Raw genomic sequence first — 23,312 nt, forward strand, 5'->3', positions numbered from 1 at the left:
TCCTGGGAAGTACTTGTTTTACGGTATATAATCCGAAGCGGTATCGATAATAATTGTATCGGCGTATTCGTCCCAAATTACAGCAAAGTTGATTGCCTGGCCCAAATCGCGCAACTTGTAGTAATTGTTCCCATTAATATTGTAAGCAGCAAAGCTGGCCGCCTGGTCATTTATATATAGAGCTGCGTTTGTCGCCACGGCATCTTTACTCCCCATAGCTCCTGACTTCGCCAATTCTCCCCCCAAAGCTGAGTAGGGCTTCAGGGTATATATATTGATGGCATTCTTGCCTCCGTCCCATGCCACCTCAAATTGTTTGCCGCTGTTGTTTAAGGCCATGGCCAGGTCACGCAATTTGTAGTAATTGTTCCCATTGATATTATAAGCTTCAATGTCTACATAGCCGCCATCTATACTAAGATTTGCGGTGGTGGATATTGCCTTTATAGCTCTATTACCTGTACTGGTAATATTACTTGATATATTATTTGTTGTCCTTCCTACAAAAGCCAGGCCGTTATTAATATCCCGTCCGGCCAGGGAAACCCCGGCCGAGGCGTAATATAACGCTATGGAATAGCCTCCATCAAGGCACATGGCATTCACAAGTCCCATCCTCTGACAGGCTGCCGCCGCTTTTTTAAGTGTTGCCGCATCCATGTTTCCCATAATGATCCTCCCGTCAGCCGTAGCACCAATAAAAGAGCGAGGGCTGCTGCTGGTATTTATTTTGGCTTCAAAAAAACCTTCTTCTTCGCCGCTTGCTGTAACATTGCCATTAATAATCAGGCTTGGCCCGGCTCCTATAGCACATTGGACTTCTTCCCAATCGCTGGGATTGGTAAAGGTAGGTTTAATTATAACTTCGTAATATACTTCATCGCCTACTTTATAGCGCTCATCGACCAAATAGGAACTTGCTCCATTGTAAACGATTGCAAATCCATTTTCCGGTATATTAAAACTGGAAGTTGTAATAGAGCTGACATGGCCATTGCTTACTATAACGCCTTTGGCACCAGGAGCCAGGTTTACCGTTGTAGCATATTCAGGAGTAAAAATAGTTATAGCTTCCGCTTCCGTGCTGGGGTGATTAATTCTCCAAGGAATAGCCCGGTATTCTCCATTGATATATCCTGCAAATTCAAAAGATAAGCGGTCAACCAGTAGCTTACCGGAAGAAGTTATCCCCACAACAGCCCCACTTTGGCTTATGTGCAATACCTTACCATCCTTAATGATTGTACCCCAGGGGACTGGAGTACCCCCGTAAGCTTCAAAATAGGTTCCATTGATTGCCGCAAAAGCTCCCGCTTTCTTGGCCATGCTAGCCAGTGATTCCGTTGCGCAGATTTGATTCTGCGCATTGAGTACTCGCGGCTGAATATTCTTATCCTTCATATCAAGCGTTACATATTTAACGCCAACGCCGTTTATCTTTTCGCTTTTGTAGGCGTCAGATGACGCAGCAAAAACTTGATTGACGCAACAACAAGATAAAATCAGCGTCATAACAATGATTCCCAAGGTCCATTTACAAAACTTCATGTATACTGCCTCCAAAAAATAAGAATGATAAGCCCCGGGAAAAGACGATAGCTTTTTCCCGGGTTAAGACAATGATTAACTCACCTAAATTGTACCAATGCAACCTGAATTATTCAAGAACTTCGCCCGGTTTTAGATGATACGGTGAAATTTAGTAAGCTGGTATTGGCAATAATTATACTATATTAAAAGTTTTTTACTGGTAAACTATTCAGGAGGGAGGTGTTATTTTTGGAAGAGGTAATCTTAAATGTAGAAGGAATGAGTTGTAATCATTGCAAAATGGCGGTGGAAAAGTCATTGCAAAGCCTTTCCGGAGTAAAGAAGGCGGATGTTGATTTGGCTGCAAAAACAGTTAAAGTTGCTTATGAACCGGGGAAGCTAACTCTTAAAGATTTCGAAGAAGCTGTGGCTGAGGCCGGCTTCGAATTGGTTAAATAGACCGGCATTGTAATGGGAAAGTAAACCTTGCTGCTTGCGCGGGGCATTGCATGAGGATATCCTCGCATGTTATCTGTATTAATTCCCTGGGCTCCGGGTTACAAAAACAATGATGAAAAGTGAGTTTGCCTGGCATTAATAACATAAGTGTCTGACACCATTCAGGTTTTAAGGAGATATTGGCCATGGAGGAGATAAAAAGCACCATTAAAATAGGCGGCATGTCCTGTGCCGCCTGCTCGGCACGGGTAGAGAAGAAATTGAACAACCTGCCGGGAGTGAAACAGGCCCAGGTTAACCTGCTCAGCAATAAGGCCACGACCTTTTATGATCCAGAGATAATCAAGCTATCTGACCTGGAAGAAGCCATACGTCAGATTGGTTATGAAGTGCTGCCCGAGGAGGACGGCAATTATATCAACGCCACTTTGGCTATTGAGGGCATGTCCTGTGCCGCCTGCTCCGCGCGTATTGATAAAAAGCTGAACAGCACCCCGGGAGTGGTAAATGCCAGTGTTAACCTCCTTACCAACCTGGCTAAGGTAAAATATGACCCCCAGTTAATTAGCATTGATGAAGTTGAAAAAGTGGTCGATAAGCTGGGATATCCGACCCACTGGATAGAGCAGAGGGAGCATCCGATCGATAGCCCGGACAAAAATACGGAAATCAAAAAGTTGAAGTTCTTGCTGGGGGCTTCTGCTATTCTGGCCTTTCCTTTAATACTCAACATGGTCTTGATGCTTTTTGATATCAGAGTATCTTTTTTGCATAATCCTTACTGGCAACTAGCTCTGGCCACACCGGTTCAATTTATTATCGGCTACCGTTTTTACCGGAGCGCATTTCTGGCCCTGCGCTCCGGAGGCAGCAATATGGATGTACTGGTGGTCTTGGGCACTACCGCAGCCTATTTTTATAGCCTGTACAATATCTCCCAGGGCGAGATGCATAATATATATTTTGAGGCTTCAGCAACCATTATAACCCTGATACTATTAGGCAAATACCTGGAGGAGCGAGCCAAAAATAAAACTTCCGAGGCCATCCGGGTTCTTGGCAGCTTGCAGCCTCGTTCCGCCCGAGTAGTACGGCAGGGAGAAGAAATGGATCTCCCCATAGAAGAGGTTAGAACCGGCGATCTGGTAGTTATTCGTCCCGGAGAGCGGATTCCTGTAGACGGAATCGTGGAGGAAGGCCATTCAGCAGTTGATGAATCCATGCTGACCGGGGAAAGCCTGCCGGTGGAGAAAAGGCCGGGTGATCCGGTGGTGGGTGCCAGTATTAATAAGAACGGCAGCCTGAAATTTGTAGTTACCCGCACCGGCCAGGACACCACCCTGGCTCAGATTATACGTATTGTGGAGGAAGCTCAGGGTTCCAAAGCCCCGGTGCAGAAGATAGCCGATCAGGTTTCCGGTATATTTGTACCTGCAGTTATGGGTGTGGCCTTGCTTACCTTTATTCTTCAATACTGGATCAAGGCTGATATCACTATAGCTGTTACCACAGCAGTGGCAGTTCTGGTAATAGCCTGTCCCTGTGCCCTGGGGCTGGCCACTCCCACTGCTATAATGGTGGGAACAGGAAAAGGCGCGGAAAATGGCCTATTAATTAAAGGCGGCGGATTCCTGGAATTGCTGCATAAAGTGGATGTAGTAGTCCTGGACAAAACCGGCACCATAACCCGGGGGAAGCCTGCTCTTACCGATATCATTGCCCTGGGCAGTTACGAAGGGGACGAAGTTCTACGCTGGGCGGGAATCCTCGAGAAACATTCTGAGCACCCCCTGGGCGAGGCTATTTATGCTTCGGCCCGTGAGCATTACGGGAATTTGCCCGATCCTGAGGATTTTAAAAATTATCCCGGTCAAGGGGTCATGGGGAAAAGTGCTAATCAGGCCTTAGCCATAGGCAACCGCAGTTTTATGCACAGCCAGGCTATAGATACCGCCGGTGCCGAGGAGCAGGCCAGGCTGCTGGAGGAAGCCGGCAAAACCGCGATGTATCTGGCTATAGATGGGAAACTGGCCGGCTTGCTGGCAGTAGCCGATACGATTAAAGAAAATGCGCTGGCTGCAATTCAGGCCCTTAAAGACATGGGGCTTGAAGTATACATGATCAGCGGAGACAACCAGCGTACGGCACAGGCTATCGCCCGGCAAGTGGGAATCGAAACGGTGCTGGCCGAAGTACTGCCCGAGAAAAAGGCTGAGGAAGTAGAGAAAATAAGGCAAAGTGGTAAAATAGCAGCTATGGTGGGCGATGGGATTAACGATGCCCCGGCTCTGGCCACTGCCGATATCGGCATAGCTATTGGCAGTGGGACTGATGTGGCTATGGAAACGGCCGGCATTGTTTTAATGAGTGGTGATCTGCGCGGGATTTCCGCGGCCATTAAATTATCCCGGCAGACCATGCGTATTATCAAGCAGAATCTATTCTGGGCCTTTTTCTATAACAGCATCGGTATACCTTTTGCGGCTCTGGGCTTTTTATCTCCGGTCATAGCAGGGGCAGCCATGGCCTTCAGCTCCGTATCAGTGGTAAGCAATTCCCTGCGCTTGAGACGTTTTGAGCCGTAAATGGGGAATCTCCTGGATGACGGGAATTTAAGCATCAGAAAAAACTGCGGAGCAGTTTCAACACAGCGCTGCAACGAGGCGGGGGGATTAGACCCACCGCTTGTTTTCTTTGTAGAAGCCGGCCGCTTAAAGATGCGGAGGATATACTTCACCTCGTTATATCTTTATTCTGTATTGCTTTATCTTGCGGTATATGGTGTTACGGGATACTCCCAGGCTCTTAGCCACCTGGCTGACATTTCCGCCATGAAGAACCAGCAGAGCCATGATTTCTTCTTGTTCCCTTTCCTGCTCCATTTCTTTCCTTTTCCGCCTCTCCGTTGAGAGGGAAAGCAACTGGGAATCCTCACAATTCGCCAATTCCTTCAGGGACCGGGCGGCGGGATGCGAAATTTCCTGGGGCAGGTGTTCCCGGCTTATTCTTGATTCCTCGGCAATATTCACCATACGTTCTACCACATTCTGTAATTCCCGTACATTTCCGGGCCAGTCATAATCTTGCAAGGAATGGATTACCTCCGTTTCTACCTGAGGCGTCTTTACCCCCAATTTCTGACTTATGTCCTGCAGAAAGTGATGGAAAAGCAAAGGTATATCCTCTTTGCGCTGGCGCAAAGGTGGCAGGGTGATAGCGATTACATTTAAACGGTAAAAGAGGTCGCGGCGGAAATTGCCCTTTTCCACCTCTTCATGCAGCTTGCGGTTGCTGGCACAGATTACTCTCACATCCACGGGGATTACTTTGTCTCCACCTATACGGGTTACAGTGCGTTCCTGCAAAACCCGCAACAGGGAAACCTGCTTCCCCAAAGGCATTTCCCCTATTTCATCCAGGAAAATAGTACCTCCGGAAGCCAGTTCGAATTTTCCGGGTCTCCCTCCCCGCCTGGCTCCAGTAAATGCACCATCCACATAGCCAAAAAGCTCGCTGCCCAAGAGTTCACGGGGTATAGCACCGCAGTTAACAGCAATAAAGGGAGCATCCCGCCGGGAGCTGGCATTGTGAATGGCCTGGGCAAACACCTCTTTACCGGTACCGCTTTCTCCTTCCAGCAAAATATTGCTCTCACTGCTGGCAGCCAGAGAAGCAATACGCACAACTCTACTCAGTTCCTGACTCTGACCGATAATATCAGAAAAATGAAGACTGGCCTGGGCCCCGCTAAAACGATTCACCAGGCTTTTTATATGGTTTATGGGGTTAATGAAGATTACTCCCCCATTAACCTTTCCTTGCTCATCCATAATGGCCTTACCGGATACCAGACATTGCACCGCTTCCCCGATGCCCAGGGTTAATTCGGAGTAAGAAAAATCCCTGCCGCTGTCCAGCATTTCCTCTACTCGCTGTCCAGGTTCAAATAGCTCTTTAACCGGTATCCCCATTATCTTCCGGCTATTCTGCCCCAAAATCCTTTCCACCGCCGGGTTTATCTGGGTAATGATTCCCTGCATGTCAATTACCATGATTCCATCCGATACGGTATTATAAATATAGCCCAGGCGGTTGCTCAGCAACAAGAGTTCGCGGTTTTTCTGTTGAATCCGCAGCTGGTCGCTGATAGCTTCCACCGCAGCTACCACCATACCCAGGGTATGCAGGTGGGTTTTTTCCACCGGCCCGGACATTTCCAATATTCCTATCACTTGTTTGTCTTCATTGAGGATAGGAGCACCGGAACAAGTCCAGCTATGGTGCTTGCGGCAATAATGTTCTTTGCCTGAAACCTGGACGGGCTTTTTCAAAACTACTGCTGTACCTACTCCATTGTTCCCTATTTCTTCTTCCCGCCAGCAGGCTCCAGGCAAAAGATCAATATTCTCAGCCCCTCTTATAGTATCCTGATCACCAATGGTCTCCATCAAATAACCGCGTTCATTGGCCAGCAAAACAACAAAACCTGAGCCGGCCACAAAACGGTGCAATTTGGCCATAAAGGGGCGTGCTACATCAATTAATTCCTTGTGGTGCTGCAGAATTTCCTGAACCTCAGACTCTGCCAGGCGTCGTTTACTGTTTCCGGCATATGGATTAGCTCCTAGCCGGGCGCATCTCTCCCAGGCATCAGCTATTTCCGCCGGCAGGGCCTCTCTATCCAGACTGCCATTGCTAACGAATTCTTCCCAACAGGATTCAAGCGTGGTTAATTCTGTTTGCATCCTGGAACTCATAGCCATGGCACCTCGCTTTGGTTTCAAGTAGCAAATCTGATTCTACTGCAATAAGTCATTACCGCTCCAATCCTTAATAGCGACCAAAGGGAGCATCAGTTGTGCCCGACAGGGCGCTACGCATGAGCAACACCAGCAGCTTGTCTTAGCGGCTCAAAGCCTTGTGTTGCATCCATGCTTCACCATTTCGCTTTATATATTTATGCAACCCTTGTGCAACAAAAGAGGTTTTTGCAGTGGAGTCAACTCTAAATATCATTTTATCAGATAAGGCTTGAGGGCACGAACATCAATATATCACAGTAGCGGAAGTCCTGCCCAGCAACTACAATAATTGAAAACACCCCCTTTTCTTTGATAGAATCGGGGGTGTTTTATCCGATGACTAACTCGCTCTAAGACCCCCGCCTTTATAGGCAGGAGTAAGAGCGACTAAGTCCCTGGATAAGTGCGACTAAGCTTCAGATGGAGTTAAAACTCCACCTGAAGCAAGTCTTACTTTATGGGGATAGCTAGCAAGGCGAAAAACCTTGCATTTTGCCTACCAGCTTTTTCCGCCGGCATTCTTCACAAAAGCATAGTTCAGCATCTTCTATTCCACTGAGCCTGGAAACATGGTCAATTTGTTCACGGGTAGCGAAAGGCTGGCCGCAACGCTCACAATTTATAAGGTTAAAATTCTTATTCCAGATGGTTCGTGTATTGCCGCTGTCTAAAACTTCAATAGCGCCGGTTGGACAGATATGAGCACAGGCGGCACAACCGATACAGGCCGTTGCCGCCTGGTCATAGGGAGTACCCACCCGTTTATCTATCCCCCGCATTACAGTGGAAATAGCACTTGTGCCCATTTTCTCACAGGCCAGTACACAAAGGCGGCAGACTATACAGCGTTCTTCCTCTTTTTCGCCTAAAGAATTTTCGGAACAGCCATATTCCCGGTACAGCTTCTGCATCAATACACTGCCTGAAGCGCGTTTGTACAGCATCATAATAATATTGCGCCGGATTTTTTCCACTGCCGGAGTAGAGGTCTTAACCTCGATTCCTTCGCTCACCGGATAAGTACAGGAGGCCACCAAACGACTACGGCCTCCTGCAGTTACTTCTACCGTACAAAGACGACAGCTTCCCTGGCCGCCAAAGGCTTCGTGATAGCAAAGAGTGGGAATAGCAATTCCTTCCCTTCTGGCCACATTTAAAATGCTGTCGCCAGGATTAGCTTTGCATGTTTTTCCATCAATAATAAGTTCCATTTCTCCCACCCTCCTCTATTTAACTTTGATAGCCTGGAAAGAGCAGCTATCAATACACTCACCGCAGCGGATGCATTTATCGCTTTCAATCCAGTGAGCCTGTTTTTTCTCCCCTTTTATACCTTCTACCGGACAACGAGGCAGGCAGAGGCCGCAACCGGTGCAGATAACGGGATCAATCCAGAATTCGCTAAGCTCCCGGCAAATCCCGGCTGGGCAGCGCTGCCCCTCAATATGCTCCAGGTACTCTTCCCTAAAATAGCGCAGGGTAGAAAGCACCGGGTTGGATGCGGTACGACCCAGGGCACAGAGTGAAGCTTGCTGCATAGTCTCAGCAATATCCTCCAAAAGGGCTATATCTCCGATTTCCCCCTGTCCATGGCAGATGCGGGTAAGGATTTCCAGCAGGCATTTTATACCTTCCCGGCAGGGAACACATTTACCGCAGGACTCTCCAGCCAAAAAGGACAGATAGTAGCGGACCACTTCCACCATACAGGTACGGTCATCCATGACAATCAATCCCCCGGAGCCCATCATGGAACCAGCCTGGGACAGGGAATCAAAGTCTACCTTGAGATCCAGCAACTCGGATGGAATACATCCCCCGGAAGGACCTCCGGTCTGTACCGCCTTAAAACTACGACCTTTGGGAACACCGCCTCCGATATCAAATATAATTTCCCGTAGAGTTGTACCCATAGGCACTTCAACCAGTCCGGTATTGGCCACCTTACCCACCAGGGAAAAGACCTTGGTTCCTTTGCTGCCTTCGGTACCCAGGGAAGTGAACCAGCTGGCTCCCCGTTCCATTATTACCGGAATATTGGCCCAGGTTTCCACATTATTTATTATGGTTGGCTGTCCCCAGAGACCCTTTTCACTGGGAAATACATATTTATCCCGCGGCTCCCCGACATTGCCTTCAATCGATGCGATCAATGCCGTTTCCTCGCCACAGACAAAGGCCCCGCCCCCACGAACTATTTCAATATTAAAGGAAAGCGCGCTGCCCAGTATGTTTTCTCCCAGAAAACCATGGTTTTCAGCCTCCTCTATAGCCTTCCGCAGGCTGGCTACCGATTGGGCATACTCATCGCGAACATATATAAAACCATTAGAGGCTCCTACCGCATAGGCTGCAATGATCATACCCTCTAAAACCGAGTGCGGGTCCCCCTCCATGATACTCTCATCCATAAAAGCTCCCGGGTCGCCTTCATCCCCGTTGCATATTATATAGCGCGGCTGGGCCGGGGTCGCAGCACAAGCCTTCCATTTGAGCCCGGTGGGAAATCCACCCCCGCCGCGCCCTCGTAATCCGGACTTTATGATCTCTTCGATTACCTGTTCCGGACGCATATCCAGCAAGGATTTTTCCAGGGTGCGGTAACCCCCGCGCTCCAGGTAATCCTGCAAAGAAGAAGGGTCAATAAGCCCCACATTACGCAGGGCCACCCTGGTCTGCCGCTGGTAGAAGGGTATATCGTTCTGCCCCTGCACCAGTGTTTTCTTCTGCCGGTCACGAAAGAGCAGCCGTTTTACTACTTCACCCTGCTTCAAGGTTTTCTCCACAATCTCGGGTATGTCAGCCGCCTTAACCCGGCAGTAAGTGATATCCTCCGGCAATATTCGGACAAAAGGTCCCTGGGCGCAGAGCCCGTGACAACCTGTGGCCCGGGCGGAGGTGGTGGCGGCAAGTACGGCCTTATCATCTGAAGTAAGATTATCTTTCAAGGCCTGATATACTTCCCGGGCTCCATTGGCCACACAACCAGTTCCACAGCATACCAACAGCAGGTGAATAAGGGATTTATTCATGGTGGTCATTATCCCCACCTCCCCGGTATTCTTTTATTATTTCTTTTAGAGCAGCTGCATTTACCCGAGGATAGACCCGCTCATTGACCAGCAGAGCCGGGGCTATTGCACAAGCCCCGATGCAATTGACCGTTTCCAGGGAAAACTCCCGGTCAGCTGTGGTTTCCCCGGGGCCTATCCCCAGATTTTTATGAATCTCATCCAGTAGAATATTGGAGCCTTTAATATGACAGGTAGTACCATCACAAACCTTTATATTGAATCGGCCCCGGGGCTGCAGGCTGAAGGCCCGGTAAAAGGTAGCCATACTGTAAACCTGGCTGAAAGGAACCCCCACATATTCCGCGGTCAGTTCCAGGGCGGACCGGGGAAGGTAACGATAGCAACGGCTTAGCTCATGCATGATGGCTATAATATAGCGTTTCTCTCCCGGGAAACCGCTGATGATTTTCCTAAAACCTTCAATATTTTCCTCATACTCTTGTTCACTCATGATAACCCGCCTCCTGGAAGGCTTATAATAAGCCTCATTCTGCGTTTAGATGATTTGGATGATTCTTCTCCCCACTTCGTAAGAAGCAGGGAGAAGAAGAATAAATTGTGAGCGTATTTAGTGCCAGTTTATGGAAACACGGCTTAGCGGTCTTACAAGCTGAGTTCCTGTAGTTTCTCCGGAGTGGGAACACCGGCCTGGTCCCATCCCCGCAAGGTATAGTACTCAGGTAACATAAGCTCTAACCTGACCACATTCCCCTGGTGAGGACCACCTTTCATGGGTTCACGCAGGAGACGGGGAGGAAGGGTGTCATCTTTGCTGCTGATACCGGCTTGCAGGTTAAAGGAGCGTTCCAGATTCCAGATCCGTTCCCCCGCCAGCAGGAATTCCTCGTCACTTAAATCAAGCCCGGTGGCCTGGCGCAACTGCTCCGCTATCTCCGGCAAACCCTGGCCAAAGGTAGTGAAAAGACAAATCCCGGCCGAATCCACCAGAGCAGTGAGATCCTGGAATATTTTAAGCAGGGCTGCCTTACCTTCGGTGCTGTCTGGATCCACTTTTTCCGGTATACCCAGAACCTCAGGGGAAGTCATGTAGCCCCTGACATGGCAACCGCCCCGGTTGGAGGTAGCATAGTTCAAACCGATTCCCTGTTGCCCCCGGGGGTCATAAGCGGGCAGTTCCTGCTTCTTCACCGACATGGAAAATTCAGGATGACCGTATTTTTCAGCCAGGCGATAAGAACCTTCCGCCAGTTCATCCCCGAATCCCTCCCGGTAGGCGGTCTTGATGGTCATTTCTACCAGCATATCGGCATCACCCCAGCACAGCTCCGCCTTTTCCTGAGGAATGAAACCCTTTTCCATCATTTCCGTAGCACAGGCCAGGGTGCCGGCCAGGGAGATGGGATCAAGACCCAACTCGTTGCAAAGAAAGTTGGCCTTGGAAATGGCTTCAAAATCATCGATATAAAGATTGGGTCCCAAACCCCAGGTTGCCTCGTACTCCGGCCCTTCGCCAATACCTTTATATTTGCCCCGGTTGCGGCTAACCCGGCCACAACCGATGGAACAACCAAAGCAACCCTTGTTGCGCACCAGGCAGTGTTCGGCCTGGTACTCGCCGGAAACATTTTCCGCCTTTGCAAAAACCGCTGCTTCACTGAAGTTCTTAACCGGCAAGCCCCCGTGCTCATTCAGAATATTTACCAAAACATTGGTGCCATAAGCCGCCAAACCGGCCCCGGTTACGGGATGCGCTTTCAATTTGTTCCGGGCATCGGTAATTGCCTGCATGAAACCCTGCCGGTCAGCCACTTTGATACCTCCGGTACCTCGAACTGCCAGGGCTTTCAAGTTCTTTGAGCCCATGACCGCTCCCACTCCGGAGCGCCCCGCGGCCCGGTTATACTCATTCATTATGCAGGCGAACTTGACCAGTTTTTCTCCAGCCGGTCCTATACAGGCGACTTTGGCCTCCTCATGCGTAGCCTGCTTAATCATATCAGTCGTTTCCGGAACATTGCGTCCCCAGAGCTCTTCTGCACTTCTTAATTCCACTTCAGCATTATTTATCCATAGATAAACCGGTTTTTCAGCTTTTCCTTCAAAAATGATTCCATCATAACCGGCATATTTAAGCTCCGGACCAAAACTCCCCCCTGAGTTGGAAGCAGCAATGGTACCATTTAGCGGTCCCCGGGTTACTACATTATAGCGTCCGCCCGAGGCAGCCAGAGTTCCGGTAAGAGGGCCGGTCATAAAAATAATCTTGTTTTCCGGGCTCAAGGGATCCACCTGAGGATTCACTTCATCCATGAACAATTTGCTTCCCAGGCCCCGGGCTCCGATATAATTTCGTAGAAGCGCTGGATCAAGCTTTTCTTTTTTTATAGTAGCGTCAGTGAGGTTAACCCTTAAAATCTGTCCTATCCATGCATACATCTTAGCTCACCTCCTCATAAACATCCTTTAACTTGGCCGCAACTGCCTTGCGTCGCGCCAGTCCGGCTTCGCTCGCTTCCTGGTAAGTGATGGCACCGGAAGGACAAAACTTCACACATTCCGGATCCCCACCGCAAAGGTCACATTTTAGAATACTGTCGCTGACATGATCGTAGAAAGTAGCCCCCAAAGGACAGGCTATGGTACAAGCCTTGCAAACCAGGCAACGGCTTGAATTTACCACCATAGCACCAGTTTTATTGTCGCGGCTTACGGCTCCTACCGGGCAGACCTGCATACAGGCCGCCGTACTGCATTGCTGGCAGAGAACCGGGGAGGAAAATCCCACCTTCTCAAAACTGAAAACGGATATGCGTGACCGGGCCGGGTTGAATTCTCCGGTGTGAGTAAATGAACACACCAATTCACAGGTTCTACAGCCAGTACATTTTTCCGGTTGAACTACAATAATCTTTTCCATCTCGCTCTGGCTTCCCATAGTGAAAACCAGAATTCACCTCCTTTTTTGCTTTGTAGATTCTCGGAAAGTCTCAATCCAGTTGTAACAACTGGTTCAAGTCTGGATAGATGTGGATCACCCCCAATAACTCCCCCAACCCCACATAGCTAAAACAAGTAATATAATTTAAAATTGGGACTTGACAAACATTAGTTCCCTCCACAATTGATTGAGGTATTTTTTATCTCTAATTGATTGAGCGGAGGCGATATTTTGTTAGGTTATTGGCGAACTCATGATGATTACCAACTCTGGCTGAAATCCAAGCTTATCTCTTTAGTGCCGGAACATGAGGCCGAAATTCGGTTTTATGGTTCTCTTGTCGAAAAGGTCTATGTCTTAAATCTTGATCCCTTGAAAGAAATTGTTGCTCCGATGTATTCTCTAATTGGACGCCCTGCCCATAACCAACCCGAACTATTCAGGGCTTTGGTTGTTATGCTTCATTGTAAAACCCAGGATCCTACGAAATTTGTGGCTGTTTTAAGGTCTTCTCTGGTCCTGGCTGCTATCTGTGGTTTTGAAGGACAAACACCCGGTGTTGGAACTTTTTACGATTTGCTGGCCCGGTTGTGGCTGGCTGATGCTCCCCAAAAAGCTGTTAAAGTACCACCGTCTAAAGGCCGTAAACGCCCTAAATCCGGCGATAAACTTAAACCCAAACACCCTGGTATCATTAAAAAACTGGTAGACAAAGCTTTACAAGGACGTGTCATTGAGAAAAGACCGGAAAGGGTTTTGCAGGCCATATTAAAAGAGTGTGCCGTTATCCCATCATCCAAGCTCGGTCTGCTCGGTAATCCTGATAACCTGGCCATTTCCGGTGACGGTTCCCCAGTCCGAACTGGCGCCAGTCCCCGTGGTAAAAAGCTCTGCCAATGCCCTGCTCAAGGCATCTACCACTGCCAATGTGAGCGCTCTTTTACCGACCCAACTGCTAATTGGGGTTGGGATAGTTATCATGAACAATGGTTTTACGGACACACCCTGTACTCTATTACTTCGGCAGATTCTTTTAATGACCTGCCTATTTATCTCCGTTTCGTACAGGGTTCCCGTCATGACAGTGTAACTTTTGTCTTCGCCTGGGTTGAACTACTTAAGCTCTATCCTGAATTTAAGTTTAGTAAAGCCCTTTTAGATTCAGCCCATGATGTTTATGATATCTATCGCCTGCTAAATGCCAATCGTACTCAAGCTTTTATTGATCTTAATAAGCGTAACAAAGGTCATAATATTTATTCTGGACCACTTACTGTCAATGACAACGGGGTTCCCATCTGCATTGCTAACTTGCCCATGCTCAACTGGGGTTTTAACAATGACCGGTGCCGTATTAAGTGGCGTTGCCCTCATTACAAAGACAGGAGTAAATGTCCTAAATCTCCGGAATGTTCACCTAGTAAATATGGTCGTGTGGTTTACACCAAACCTGACTGGGATTTGCGTATTTTTACTCCTATTCCTCGCGGCTCCAAGGCTTGGAAGGCTATTTATGCTCGCAGAAGTACCGTGGAGCGTACCTTCAAAAGAATCCTGGTTGATTACAAGATTGAGAATGCCCGTTGCCGCAGCAATAAACGGTGGTTTTGGCAGGCAACTATAGCGGCTCTAAACCAGCACTTGGATGCTCAAGTTGCCTTATTGAAGCCTTCTATTCTTTCGGAGGTTGGTATTAAGACTATCTCGAAAGCAGCCTAATAACATGTTCCCAAGAACTGCAGGCTGTTAGTTTTTCCGGGTTTAAAAAATCTTTGAAACGCCGGCTACTTTCCTACTACCTTTTTCTGGTAGCTACTCTTTTTCTTTTGCTTATTTTAGCTATGTGAAGTTGTCAAAGAGCTTTGTCTGTTGGTTTTTCCAACTTATCCCTAATCAGCTGTTGAGTTTCCGAGATACTACGCTTTCTCTATAAACTGCTTGTTCTTAAGCTCCTGCGGCTAACCAACCCCAATCTTTTAATCTCTGTAATCTTTAGCAGCAAGAATCATGCCAACCCGAACAATGCCCTCCAGAAAAAACTAATCCCCGTTCCACCATGATTCAGGTGAACGGGGGTGATAAGATTATTTGCCGTTAGAATAACTTTTGTAACATTGTTGTCACAAGTTGGTTACATTAAGATGACAGTATTATGACACTTCACGAGCAGAATAGTTTACAAGTCCAAAACCTCGAACTCCATATCCAGAAGGTTGAAAAGAAGAATGCGTTTACGCAAAAGTTCTCCCCGGCCCAGGAGGATTTTTACCACTTCGGCGACCTGTAGACTGGCTACTACAGCAGGAGCAAATGCCAGGACCCCCTGCTTGCTTTCCACTCCCTGCTCCTGGTTGCTATTCCGGTAGATTGTTTCCAGGCTGTCTTCACCAGGAAACTGGGTACAAACCTGACCGCACCAGCCAGCAATGGCACCATGTACCAGGGGCAGCGACAGGCGTTGACAGACAGCGGCCAGCATCTTGCGTACGGGAATGCTGTCCAGGGCATCCACTACCACCTGATGTCCGGCCAGCAAATCCTCCCCCTCCCCTGCCGCGAAAGGACGGTTGAAAGCCTGGAATTTCACAGCCGGGTTGATGGCCTGAACCCTTTTAGCCGCCGTTTCAACCTTGCTTAGTCCAATAGTGTCCATATCAGACAGCAGTTGACGATTAAGATTATGCTCGGCAAAACTATCATAATCCCAGGCCGAAATCGAAGCAATTCCCAGGCGGGCTAGTTCCTCCAAGAGGTAGCCTCCCAGTCCCCCACAACCGATTACCGCCACCCGGGACTGAAATAAGCGGCACTGTTCTTCTCGGGTGATGGATTTAGCGTTGCGCTGGTAACGCTGGGGTAAAACACCCTGGGCCAGGAGCCTTCCCTCGGCTTCGTGCAGGGATAAACCCAGGGCCAGAGCCATTTCCTCTTCTTCTTTCCAGCCAATAAGCCCGGATGGGGCTTTTTGCCGCAACAGTACATCCATTTTATCCATTCTACAAACATCCCCTGGGCCGGCCTTCCGGCTCGCTATATTTTAATACTTTGATCATTTATCCCCCTCCTACCGGCGGAAAAATGGAAAGGGTATCTCCCTCCTGCAGCACCCGGTTCAGGTCAGCCGATTTTCCATTTACGAATATTATGCCCAGGTCGGTCGGGGGTATAGCCAGTCCCTCAACTATATCTTGCACCTTTGCCGCTTCAGGATAAATCCCTGACTGAACCTTAAAACGCCCCTGGCGTAATGTTGCAAATAGCTTAACTACTATCTTCACCTTTCTACCTCCAAATCAATTACCATGAGAAATCTTTTTTTTCGCTTTACTATTCATCCTTTTCCCGAGGGGGAAATCCCGGAAAAAATTCAATCCTGCCACAATTCGGTGGCCAGGTCCTCCACTTCTTTCTTGAGTGTTGCGGTGACTTTTTGATCAATAAGCCACCCTTCGCCCTGGCAAAACACTACATCGCCTTCCCGGGCTGCAGGCGGAAGTTTAGCCCGTTTGACCTTTATAACCTGGCCCTTACCCCTTATTTCCAGAAGAGCAAAATCCCCTTCAAAGCGTTCAATTATGGCTTTCATTGCTTAATTCCTCCTGCCTGCAAAAACTGCATTGCATAATAACCTTTATTACGCCGCTACCACTATCAACACAAATAGTAATGAAAAAGTATTTTTTCATTATTAACTTGCTAAATTTATCCCCCCATACCCGGCAATAACTTAACAACTTAAGGTCGAGTAAACATATGCCTTTCAGCTTTAGGAGACGCTTTGTGTTAATCTGTTGCTCTCCGTTTCCTCTGAGAGTGTCACAATATTTGCTCCATGGCTGATTGGCATTATGCTCCTCACAGAACCGTGCTTGCGCAATTAACGCACACGGCTCCTCACAATGTCATTCACTTTAGATAACTCAGCAGCTCGGGCCTTACGTCATATATATCTACATAAATTCTTCCCTTTGGTAACGGGTGTTTATTAAGAAAGCGTACATATTTATCCCAGTTCATGCTTTTGCGCTGGCTACGGCGGTTGAACCATTTGAATAACATTCTTCGTACTTTGTCACAAAAGTTTCTTAATGCCGTGGAGTTATCTGTTATTCCGTAATATCTGTAGTATCCCTGCAGTTTAATTTGTAACATCTCTATTACATAATCCGTGGGTGAAATTAGGTGCTTCCTAAGCCATGTTTTGCATTTAAGCAGACTGCTTCGATATTTCTTTTGGCTTGTTTTCCGTTTTACCCGAAACCAGCCTTTCTTGCTTTTACTGCAGTAGTGAGTAAACCCCAGTAAATCAAATGTATCTGGTTTCTTCCTTCCTTGCTTTTTACTCTCTTTATCTGCAAAGCGCCCAAAAGCTATAATACGGGTTTTCTCCTCTGCTACTTCCAGATTGAACTTGTTCAGTCTTTCCCGCAGGTTCGCATAGAACCATTCCGCATCGCTTTTGTTCTGAAAACAGCACACAAAATCATCGGCATATCTTACCAAGTATGCTTCACCTTGACACCTTTTCTTTACTACCTTTTCAAACCATAGATCCAGCACATAATGTAAATATATATTCGCAAGTATTGGTGATACTATACCACCCTGTGGTGTTCCTTTAGGTGTGTCGTACACGATTCCTGCTTCCATTACCCCTGCTTTAAGAAACCTTTTAATCAGGCGCAGTAAATTAGGGTCAGCTATGCGCAGTTCTAAGAATTTCATCATCCATTCATGATCGACGTGATCGAAGAAGCCGCGGATGTCTGCATCGACTATATAGTTTACTTTCTTTCTCTCAATGATGTGATTTAGTACCTTTAATGCATCGTGACAGCCTCTGCCAGGTCTGAATCCAAAGGAACAGTCCAGAAAATCTTGCTCATAGATTGTATTGAGTATCCTTGCAAGTCCTTTCTGCACTAGTTTATCCTCATAACTAGGTATTCCCAGGGGCCGCCTTTTGTTGCTGCCTTCTTTAGGGATATATACCCTTCGCACTGGCTGGGGTTTATACGCCTGCCGCTTCATTCTTCCGATCAGGTCTGCTATGTTGGCTTCAAGATTTTCCTCGTACGCTTGTTTTGTCACCTGATCTACTCCACTTGCCTTTGATCCACTGATCTCTAGATGACACTCTTTCAGTGTTTCATGATTGATATGATGTATCAAGGCTGTGAATCGTTCTTTCGGGTTCTGTCTAGCTATCTCTGCTATCCTTACAAGTCCTGTTTCCATTTAACTTTGTCTCCACCTCCGGTGTGGTAAATGTGTCCCCTGTAAGGGCTCCATTGTGTCATTGCCTTCCCTCCTCCGGCATTACCCGTTATCATCAGTATTACGCAATGATCCGACTTCCTATTTCCCATTTGACTCCCTCGCTTATTATCACTTGTCGGTCATACTCCTCCGTGGCTGGAGAAGAGAAAATAGGATCTCCCGAGTTACTACATCATAACGATGTCAAACGTGCCGAGGCCTCCGACCCCGGGGAAGTCCTGTCGTCTAGCCTTATCGACTTCCAGGATGTTGCATTCTGCTCAGGCAATAGCATCTGCCTTCCCATGTTCGGTATTTCGGGGCTCAACACCTTCAGCTACTGCTTTCGGCCCGTTTGCTTGTTTGTCTACGCTTAAAGACAGCGGTTACCCTCTGCCCTCCAAGACTAATTACCGGCGGTTGGCTAACCTTACCGGACGGGATTCCCACCCGTTATATGATGCAGCCTAGCTCGGCCGCACTGCCTGGCACCAGGCAATTCTCTGGCACCAGGCAATTCTTACAGGGCCGATATCCCTTTTCCAGCGCTTCTTCACGGCTGGGCAGGCGAATCTGGTTTTTGGCCGCCGGCAGGTTCGAACAGTCCGGACGATGAAAGACCCGGGATTTAAGGTTTCCAATATAGAAAACGGCTTCTTCACCTGGTACGGCAGCGGGTTCGGGCACCGGGTTCAACCCGGCAGACGCTTCCTTTTTCCCCTTCTTATAGACTTCTATCTTTTGCCCATCTGAAGTGATAATAAGGGTGCCATCCTCATCCGTCCTCAGCAGCTCTACCCCGTATTTCCCCAGCGCTTGCAGAGTTTCGCGGTGGGGATGTCCATAATCATTATTGGGAGCACACATAATCACGGCCCAGGAGGGAGCAACAGCCTTAATAAAGTCTTCTCCGCTGCTGCTCGCGCTGCCATGATGTCCTAACTTCAAAACATCAGCCTTGATATTAAGCCCAGATGATAGTATCTGCTCTTCACTCTCTTTTTCGGCATCCCCCATAAGTATAAAAGATTTTGCTCCATAGTCTATTTTCAATACCGCACTATAATTATTCAAATCTTCGTAATAATCAGCCCTGGGGGCAATAAATTGTGCCTTTATCGCTTGAAGCGGAAACTCTACACCTGCTCTGGCTGTGCTAATCTTAAGCCCCTGGTTCTTTATGGCCAGGAGCAAATCCCTGAAAGTATCGCTGCTATGGGTAACTCGCGGCATATAGATCGCTTTAACCGGAAACTCCTGTACTACTTTAATGAGCCCGCCGATATGATCAGCATGGGGATGGGTGCCAACAATGGCTGTCAGTTCCTGAATCCCACATTCCCGCAGGTAGGCACAAAGCATCTCTCCCTGCGCCTTGTCTCCACCATCTACCAGGATGTTTTCCCCGCCTGGGCATTGCAGCATAATAGCATCACCTTGACCCACATCAACAAAATGTAGTCGGAGTATATCTTCACTGCTGCCATCGCCATCCGGCTCTGCTTCCGGCAAAACAGCTTTACTTTGCACCGGCAGTTCATTTTGTTCCGGAGAGGATACTTCTTCCCGGGGTGCAGCACAGCCTCCCAAGACGACCGTTATGGACAGTAGAAATATTAACAGCAAGCATATCAGAGTGCCTGTTTTCCTGGCCGTCTGAGAGCAATTTATATTCTTCGTTATTACAAACTACCTCCTTTTAGGATTTAATAATATTATCATAGCAGTTTGCCCATACGGTAACAATAAAGCAAGAGACAGTGCTTCCATAGTGGCCGAGTTTAGCCCCCTGGGCCAGTTCTCTAATAAATTCAACCGCATCTTGATCAAGCTGGAAGCAAAATTAAAGGTAACATCAGCCAGTTAGGTAAAAAAGACTGATTATTTTCAAGGAGTATCATAGCAATAGTTGGCGGAAAAACTAAAATATATTAGACTAAATAACAGCAATGTTGTTTGCATATTAAGGAAAAGGGGTGTTTGTAATGGCTCATACTCTACCGGATTTACCGTATGCCTATGATGCGCTGGAACCTTTTTACGATGAACAGACGGTGAGATTACACCATGATATGCACCACAAGGCCTATGTTGATGGACTAAACAACGCGGAGAGCAAGCTGGCCGAAGCCCTGGAAAAAGGTGATTTCGCCTTAATCAAACACATCGAGCGGGAGCTGTCTTTCCACGGCTCAGGACACATTTTGCACACTATGTTTTGGGAAAATATGAAGCCGGGCGGGGGAGGTCCTGCCGATGGGGCTGTGGCTGAGCTGATTGACCGTGATTTCGGCTCCTTCGATAACTTCAAAAAACTCTTCTCTGCTTCTGCCCTTGCGGTAGAGGGTTCGGGATGGACCATACTGGCCTGCAATCCGATATTTGAAAAGCTGGTGGTCTTGCAGGCAGAAAAGCATCAGGATCTAACCCAATGGGGCGCAGTTCCGTTGTTGATTGTGGATGTCTGGGAACATGCTTATTACCTCAAGTACCAGAACAAGCGGGCGGCCTGGATTGAAGCCTGGTGGAATCTCATAAACTGGGATGATGTTAACCGGCGGGTAGCTTTAATGCAGCAAAAATAACATAACGGCGCAGCGGGTACTTGCAGCTGCCCGCTGCGCCGCTTTTGCACTTTTTAATTTATCTCGTAATACCTTTCATGTCCTCCGGCTCACTTTTATTTGTTCCATTCTCACGAAGATATTCTATGAGAAATATGCCGAAGGTGGCCAGCATTAAACCCAGAACAGCAGCTATGGCTATATTAAGCATTTTGTTTGGCTTAACCGGGGCTTCGGGAACCATGGCTTCGGATACAGTTATGATGTTATTATCAGCCAGGTTGATTGATTCTGTCATTTTTAATTCTGCAATTTTGGAAGATAACAAGTCTACCACACTTTCTCTCCTGCTGACTTCGTTTTGCAATTTCTTTTCACCGAGCTGGTTTATTATCAGTTCTGCTTCCAGATCAAGGATTTCTTTTTCCTGCCTGGCGATTTCCTGCCTGGTTTTATTTATCTGTACAGTGAGTTCGGCCAGAGCTGTTGTTTTGCTGTTATAGGCTTCGATTAATGATGTATAGTTCATATTAATTTGCTCACTGCTAACCGTACCATCTTTTATATCAATACCCTGAAGGTCAGCAGGCAGGATGCCATTGGCGGTATTGACCGTAGTTAGAGTATGGGGAGTATGGGCAATGGTTTCCTGGAGCTGTTTGATCCCTTCTTGCTGGCTGGCCCGGTCAATTTCAGCCTTGGCCAGCCATGATTGGTAATTTATCAAATCTTCTCTTTTTTTACCCAACTGGCTGTTCAAGAATTCTATGGAGCGAGATTGTAGTTTGTGTTCTTTTAGTTTTTCACTGACTACATCAAGCTCAACTTCTTCCTTTTGTAGCCATTCTTTTTCCATGATTTCTAAAGACTGCGCCATTTTTCTCTTATTAATCTTGTTAATATGTAAGATAAATTCTTCCCGCAAAGTGTTGGCAATTTTGGCTGCCAACTCCGGGTCGTTATTGCTTACTGTTATGATAATCAGGTTGGTGTTTTGTACCTGTTGAGTTTTAATTGATGATTTGAGTCCGTTTCTAGTATAAGGCAGCTGCAATTTTTTTATAACTGCTTCTATTATAGCCGGGGATTTTACTTGCTGCTCGCAACTTACAGCACTCATATAGGGGATTTCCCCCAGTTCATTAACAGTATCTGTTATATCATTTGAACTTTCTTTTTCCCGGTTAAGCTGAGCCTGGTAAATTGAAACCACAGTACTTGCTTCGTAAACCGGATCCAGAACAAAGAAGCTAAATATACCGCTTAAAAGCACGCATATTAGTGTAACTGCAATGATGGTGTGTTTCCATTTGTTAATGGTTTTAAATATGTCACGAAGGTCTATTTCTTCATAGTCATTATAATAGGAGGGATCATTTCCTTGCATTTACTTTGTTAGCTCCTCTCTTTTTACTTAGAAAACCATGTTTGTATTGTATCATATACATAAGGAACAATTACACATTCTAAATAGAATTGTTCAAAAACATCTCTTAATGTGAATAAAGCAGGTTTTCTAAAGGAACTCCACTAAATTATCATAGCGACTCATTTGGCTCAAGTGCTTTAACCCGGCTGCCTTCCTTTAGTTCCCGGCTGCCATCCCGGACTACAGTTTCACCAGCCTTGATTCCCTTGATTACTTCCACCCATTGCTGGTTTTTCTCACCAACCTGGATCGAGCGCTGCGCAATGCGGCCTTCCTTTACCAGCCACAGCCGGTAATTCCCCTTTTCATCAAGCCGTACCGACTCACGGGGAAGCAGAATAACCCCTTCCTTACGCAAGGTTTCAATCGCAACCCGCACCTCATATCCCGGTTGAAGATTGGCTATCTGTTCCAAATTGATAATAACCGGAACCCGACGCTGGATTACCCCCAGAGCAGAAGTTTTCTCATATGCCCGGGGATAGATTTTACTGATCTGACCATTGAGAACCTCTTCACCCAATACGGGAGCGGTAATCCGGGTGCTCTGCCCTATCTTTACCCGGCGGATCTCATCACTCAAGAGCTCGGTTTTTACCTCTAACTGACCGGCAGAACCCAGTTGAGCCAGCAACGTACCCGGTGCTACTACCTGTCCGACTTTAACCGGCAAATCCAGAATGATTCCGGATACCGGGCTTGTTACCTGGAGTTGTCCCCGCTTTTCTTCCAGGCCGTTTAGCATCTCGCTTAGACTGGCCACCTGCTGGCTTAAACCGCTGACACCGGCTTCCTGTTGGGATATAGTCTTTCTTAACTGGTCTACCTCCAGCTCGGCCTCTTCATATTCAGCCCGGGCCAGTGCTCCCGATTGCAGCAGGTTTTTCTTTCGAGCCAGGTCGTTTTCCGCCTGCTTGAGCTCCAGGCGGAGTGATTGCATTTTAAGCCCGGCAGCTTGCAACTCTGCTTCCGTCCGGGCCAGCTGGGAACGGGCGGAAGCGGTTTCGGCAGTTAACTCCGGGCTGGAAAGTTTCATCAATAGCTGCCCCGGCATAACCTTATCCCCTGATGCAACCAGCAATTCTCGTACCTGGGCAGTTGATGCCGCCTGCAATTCCCGGTCATCAGCCGCCTGAACATAAGCGGTCTCCTCTAACGTGAGGGTAAAGGTTCCGCGACTAGCCTGGACCACTTCCACCGGTTCAGCACTGCGGGCCATCATGGCTGCTGCGGCTATAAGAGCAAGAAGAATGAGCCCCCCTATTATCCAGGTTTTTTTGCTTTTCATAGCTGCTT

Annotated in this window: 18 protein-coding genes; 4 read left to right on the forward strand and 14 right to left on the reverse strand. The window is 47.6% G+C overall.

What is annotated here, in order from left to right; translation table 11 throughout:
• Positions 1-18: 18 nt before the first annotated feature.
• Positions 19-1,548, reverse strand: a complete 1,530-nt coding sequence (locus tag SWOL_RS08765) for a phosphodiester glycosidase family protein (protein WP_041427494.1) — start codon at positions 1,546-1,548, stop codon at positions 19-21.
• Between the two features lie 222 nt (positions 1,549-1,770).
• Here SWOL_RS08765 and SWOL_RS08770 point away from each other — a divergent pair, with 222 nt between their 5' ends.
• Both SWOL_RS08770 and SWOL_RS08775 read left to right on the forward strand, forming a co-directional pair.
• Positions 1,771-1,989 (forward strand): copper ion binding protein, encoded by a 219-nt coding sequence (locus SWOL_RS08770; RefSeq protein ID WP_423218527.1) that lies wholly within the window; start codon positions 1,771-1,773, stop codon positions 1,987-1,989.
• 185 nt (positions 1,990-2,174) lie between these two features.
• Positions 2,175-4,574 (forward strand): heavy metal translocating P-type ATPase, encoded by a 2,400-nt coding sequence (locus SWOL_RS08775; RefSeq protein ID WP_011641094.1) that lies wholly within the window; start codon positions 2,175-2,177, stop codon positions 4,572-4,574.
• Positions 4,575-4,730: 156 nt separating this feature from the next.
• On the opposite strand, the gene SWOL_RS08780 is transcribed toward SWOL_RS08775, so the two are convergent.
• From SWOL_RS08780 to SWOL_RS08805, 6 genes are all read right to left on the reverse strand, one after another.
• On the reverse strand, positions 4,731-6,773 hold the full coding sequence (locus SWOL_RS08780) for a sigma-54-dependent Fis family transcriptional regulator (protein WP_242649319.1): 2,043 nt from the start codon (positions 6,771-6,773) through the stop codon (positions 4,731-4,733).
• 485 nt (positions 6,774-7,258) lie between these two features.
• On the reverse strand, positions 7,259-8,002 hold the full coding sequence (locus SWOL_RS08785; protein WP_011641096.1) for a 2Fe-2S iron-sulfur cluster-binding protein: 744 nt from the start codon (positions 8,000-8,002) through the stop codon (positions 7,259-7,261).
• A 15-nt stretch (positions 8,003-8,017) separates the two neighbouring features.
• Positions 8,018-9,832 (reverse strand): NADH-quinone oxidoreductase subunit NuoF, encoded by a 1,815-nt coding sequence (locus tag SWOL_RS08790; protein WP_011641097.1) that lies wholly within the window; start codon positions 9,830-9,832, stop codon positions 8,018-8,020.
• Positions 9,816-10,316, reverse strand: coding sequence for a complex I 24 kDa subunit family protein (locus SWOL_RS08795; protein WP_011641098.1), 501 nt, complete (start codon positions 10,314-10,316; stop codon positions 9,816-9,818). Before SWOL_RS08795 ends, SWOL_RS08790 begins: the two co-directional genes overlap by 17 nt.
• A gap of 152 nt (positions 10,317-10,468) precedes the next feature.
• A complete protein-coding gene (locus SWOL_RS08800; protein ID WP_011641099.1) occupies positions 10,469-12,262 on the reverse strand; it encodes an aldehyde ferredoxin oxidoreductase family protein in 1,794 nt (597 codons plus the stop codon).
• Between the two features lies 1 nt (position 12,263).
• Positions 12,264-12,743, reverse strand: a complete 480-nt coding sequence (locus SWOL_RS08805; protein ID WP_011641100.1) for a 4Fe-4S dicluster domain-containing protein — start codon at positions 12,741-12,743, stop codon at positions 12,264-12,266.
• Between the two features lie 252 nt (positions 12,744-12,995).
• On the opposite strand from SWOL_RS08805, the gene SWOL_RS14920 reads away from it, so the two are divergent.
• Entirely contained in the window at positions 12,996-14,483 is a 1,488-nt protein-coding gene (locus SWOL_RS14920; protein WP_011641101.1) for a transposase, read from the forward strand.
• Positions 14,484-14,940: 457 nt separating this feature from the next.
• On the opposite strand, the gene SWOL_RS08815 is transcribed toward SWOL_RS14920, so the two are convergent.
• The 5 genes from SWOL_RS08815 to SWOL_RS08835 all read right to left on the reverse strand — a co-directional run bounded on the left by SWOL_RS08815 (position 14,941) and on the right by SWOL_RS08835 (position 19,649).
• Positions 14,941-15,759 (reverse strand): HesA/MoeB/ThiF family protein, encoded by an 819-nt coding sequence (locus SWOL_RS08815; RefSeq protein WP_011641102.1) that lies wholly within the window; start codon positions 15,757-15,759, stop codon positions 14,941-14,943.
• Positions 15,760-15,817: 58 nt separating this feature from the next.
• On the reverse strand, positions 15,818-16,042 hold the full coding sequence (locus SWOL_RS08820; protein WP_011641103.1) for a MoaD/ThiS family protein: 225 nt from the start codon (positions 16,040-16,042) through the stop codon (positions 15,818-15,820).
• Positions 16,043-16,131: 89 nt separating this feature from the next.
• A complete protein-coding gene (locus SWOL_RS08825) occupies positions 16,132-16,350 on the reverse strand; it encodes a DUF3006 domain-containing protein (protein WP_011641104.1) in 219 nt (72 codons plus the stop codon).
• Between the two features lie 320 nt (positions 16,351-16,670).
• A complete protein-coding gene (gene ltrA, locus SWOL_RS08830; RefSeq protein WP_011639756.1) occupies positions 16,671-18,002 on the reverse strand; it encodes a group II intron reverse transcriptase/maturase in 1,332 nt (443 codons plus the stop codon).
• A gap of 474 nt (positions 18,003-18,476) precedes the next feature.
• Positions 18,477-19,649: an MBL fold metallo-hydrolase gene (locus tag SWOL_RS08835; RefSeq protein ID WP_011641105.1), complete on the reverse strand. Its 1,173-nt coding sequence runs from the start codon at positions 19,647-19,649 to the stop codon at positions 18,477-18,479.
• A 359-nt stretch (positions 19,650-20,008) separates the two neighbouring features.
• Here SWOL_RS08835 and SWOL_RS08840 point away from each other — a divergent pair, with 359 nt between their 5' ends.
• Complete coding sequence (locus SWOL_RS08840; protein ID WP_011641106.1) at positions 20,009-20,608, forward strand: superoxide dismutase; 600 nt, start codon at positions 20,009-20,011, stop codon at positions 20,606-20,608.
• A gap of 58 nt (positions 20,609-20,666) precedes the next feature.
• Here SWOL_RS08840 and SWOL_RS08845 read toward each other — a convergent pair whose 3' ends face one another.
• Together SWOL_RS08845 and SWOL_RS08850 are read right to left on the reverse strand one after the other, a co-directional pair.
• Positions 20,667-21,974 (reverse strand): GumC family protein, encoded by a 1,308-nt coding sequence (locus SWOL_RS08845; protein WP_011641107.1) that lies wholly within the window; start codon positions 21,972-21,974, stop codon positions 20,667-20,669.
• Between the two features lie 151 nt (positions 21,975-22,125).
• Positions 22,126-23,304 carry an efflux RND transporter periplasmic adaptor subunit gene (locus SWOL_RS08850; protein WP_011641108.1) on the reverse strand — a complete coding sequence of 393 codons (1,179 nt, stop codon included), beginning with the start codon at positions 23,302-23,304 and terminating at the stop codon, positions 22,126-22,128.
• Positions 23,305-23,312: the final 8 nt, after the last annotated feature.

This window comes from Syntrophomonas wolfei subsp. wolfei str. Goettingen G311, from assembly GCF_000014725.1.
Lineage (GTDB): Bacteria > Bacillota > Syntrophomonadia > Syntrophomonadales > Syntrophomonadaceae > Syntrophomonas > Syntrophomonas wolfei.

What these genes read in the sequence shown, in the direction of transcription:
- SWOL_RS08765 (WP_041427494.1), bottom strand. Translation starts at nt 1,548, where the DNA reads ATGAAGTTTTGTAAATGGACCTTGGGAATCATTGTTATGACGCTGATT.
- SWOL_RS08775 (WP_011641094.1), top strand. Translation starts at nt 2,175, where the DNA reads ATGGAGGAGATAAAAAGCACCATTAAAATAGGCGGCATGTCCTGTGCC.
- SWOL_RS08785 (WP_011641096.1), bottom strand. Translation starts at nt 8,002, where the DNA reads ATGGAACTTATTATTGATGGAAAAACATGCAAAGCTAATCCTGGCGAC.
- SWOL_RS08790 (WP_011641097.1), bottom strand. Translation starts at nt 9,832, where the DNA reads ATGACCACCATGAATAAATCCCTTATTCACCTGCTGTTGGTATGCTGT.
- SWOL_RS08795 (WP_011641098.1), bottom strand. Translation starts at nt 10,316, where the DNA reads ATGAGTGAACAAGAGTATGAGGAAAATATTGAAGGTTTTAGGAAAATC.
- SWOL_RS08800 (WP_011641099.1), bottom strand. Translation starts at nt 12,262, where the DNA reads ATGTATGCATGGATAGGACAGATTTTAAGGGTTAACCTCACTGACGCT.
- SWOL_RS08805 (WP_011641100.1), bottom strand. Translation starts at nt 12,743, where the DNA reads ATGGAAAAGATTATTGTAGTTCAACCGGAAAAATGTACTGGCTGTAGA.
- SWOL_RS08815 (WP_011641102.1), bottom strand. Translation starts at nt 15,759, where the DNA reads ATGGATAAAATGGATGTACTGTTGCGGCAAAAAGCCCCATCCGGGCTT.
- SWOL_RS08825 (WP_011641104.1), bottom strand. Translation starts at nt 16,350, where the DNA reads ATGAAAGCCATAATTGAACGCTTTGAAGGGGATTTTGCTCTTCTGGAA.
- ltrA (WP_011639756.1), bottom strand. Translation starts at nt 18,002, where the DNA reads ATGGAAACAGGACTTGTAAGGATAGCAGAGATAGCTAGACAGAACCCG.
- SWOL_RS08840 (WP_011641106.1), top strand. Translation starts at nt 20,009, where the DNA reads ATGGCTCATACTCTACCGGATTTACCGTATGCCTATGATGCGCTGGAA.
- SWOL_RS08845 (WP_011641107.1), bottom strand. Translation starts at nt 21,974, where the DNA reads ATGCAAGGAAATGATCCCTCCTATTATAATGACTATGAAGAAATAGAC.
- SWOL_RS08850 (WP_011641108.1), bottom strand. Translation starts at nt 23,304, where the DNA reads ATGAAAAGCAAAAAAACCTGGATAATAGGGGGGCTCATTCTTCTTGCT.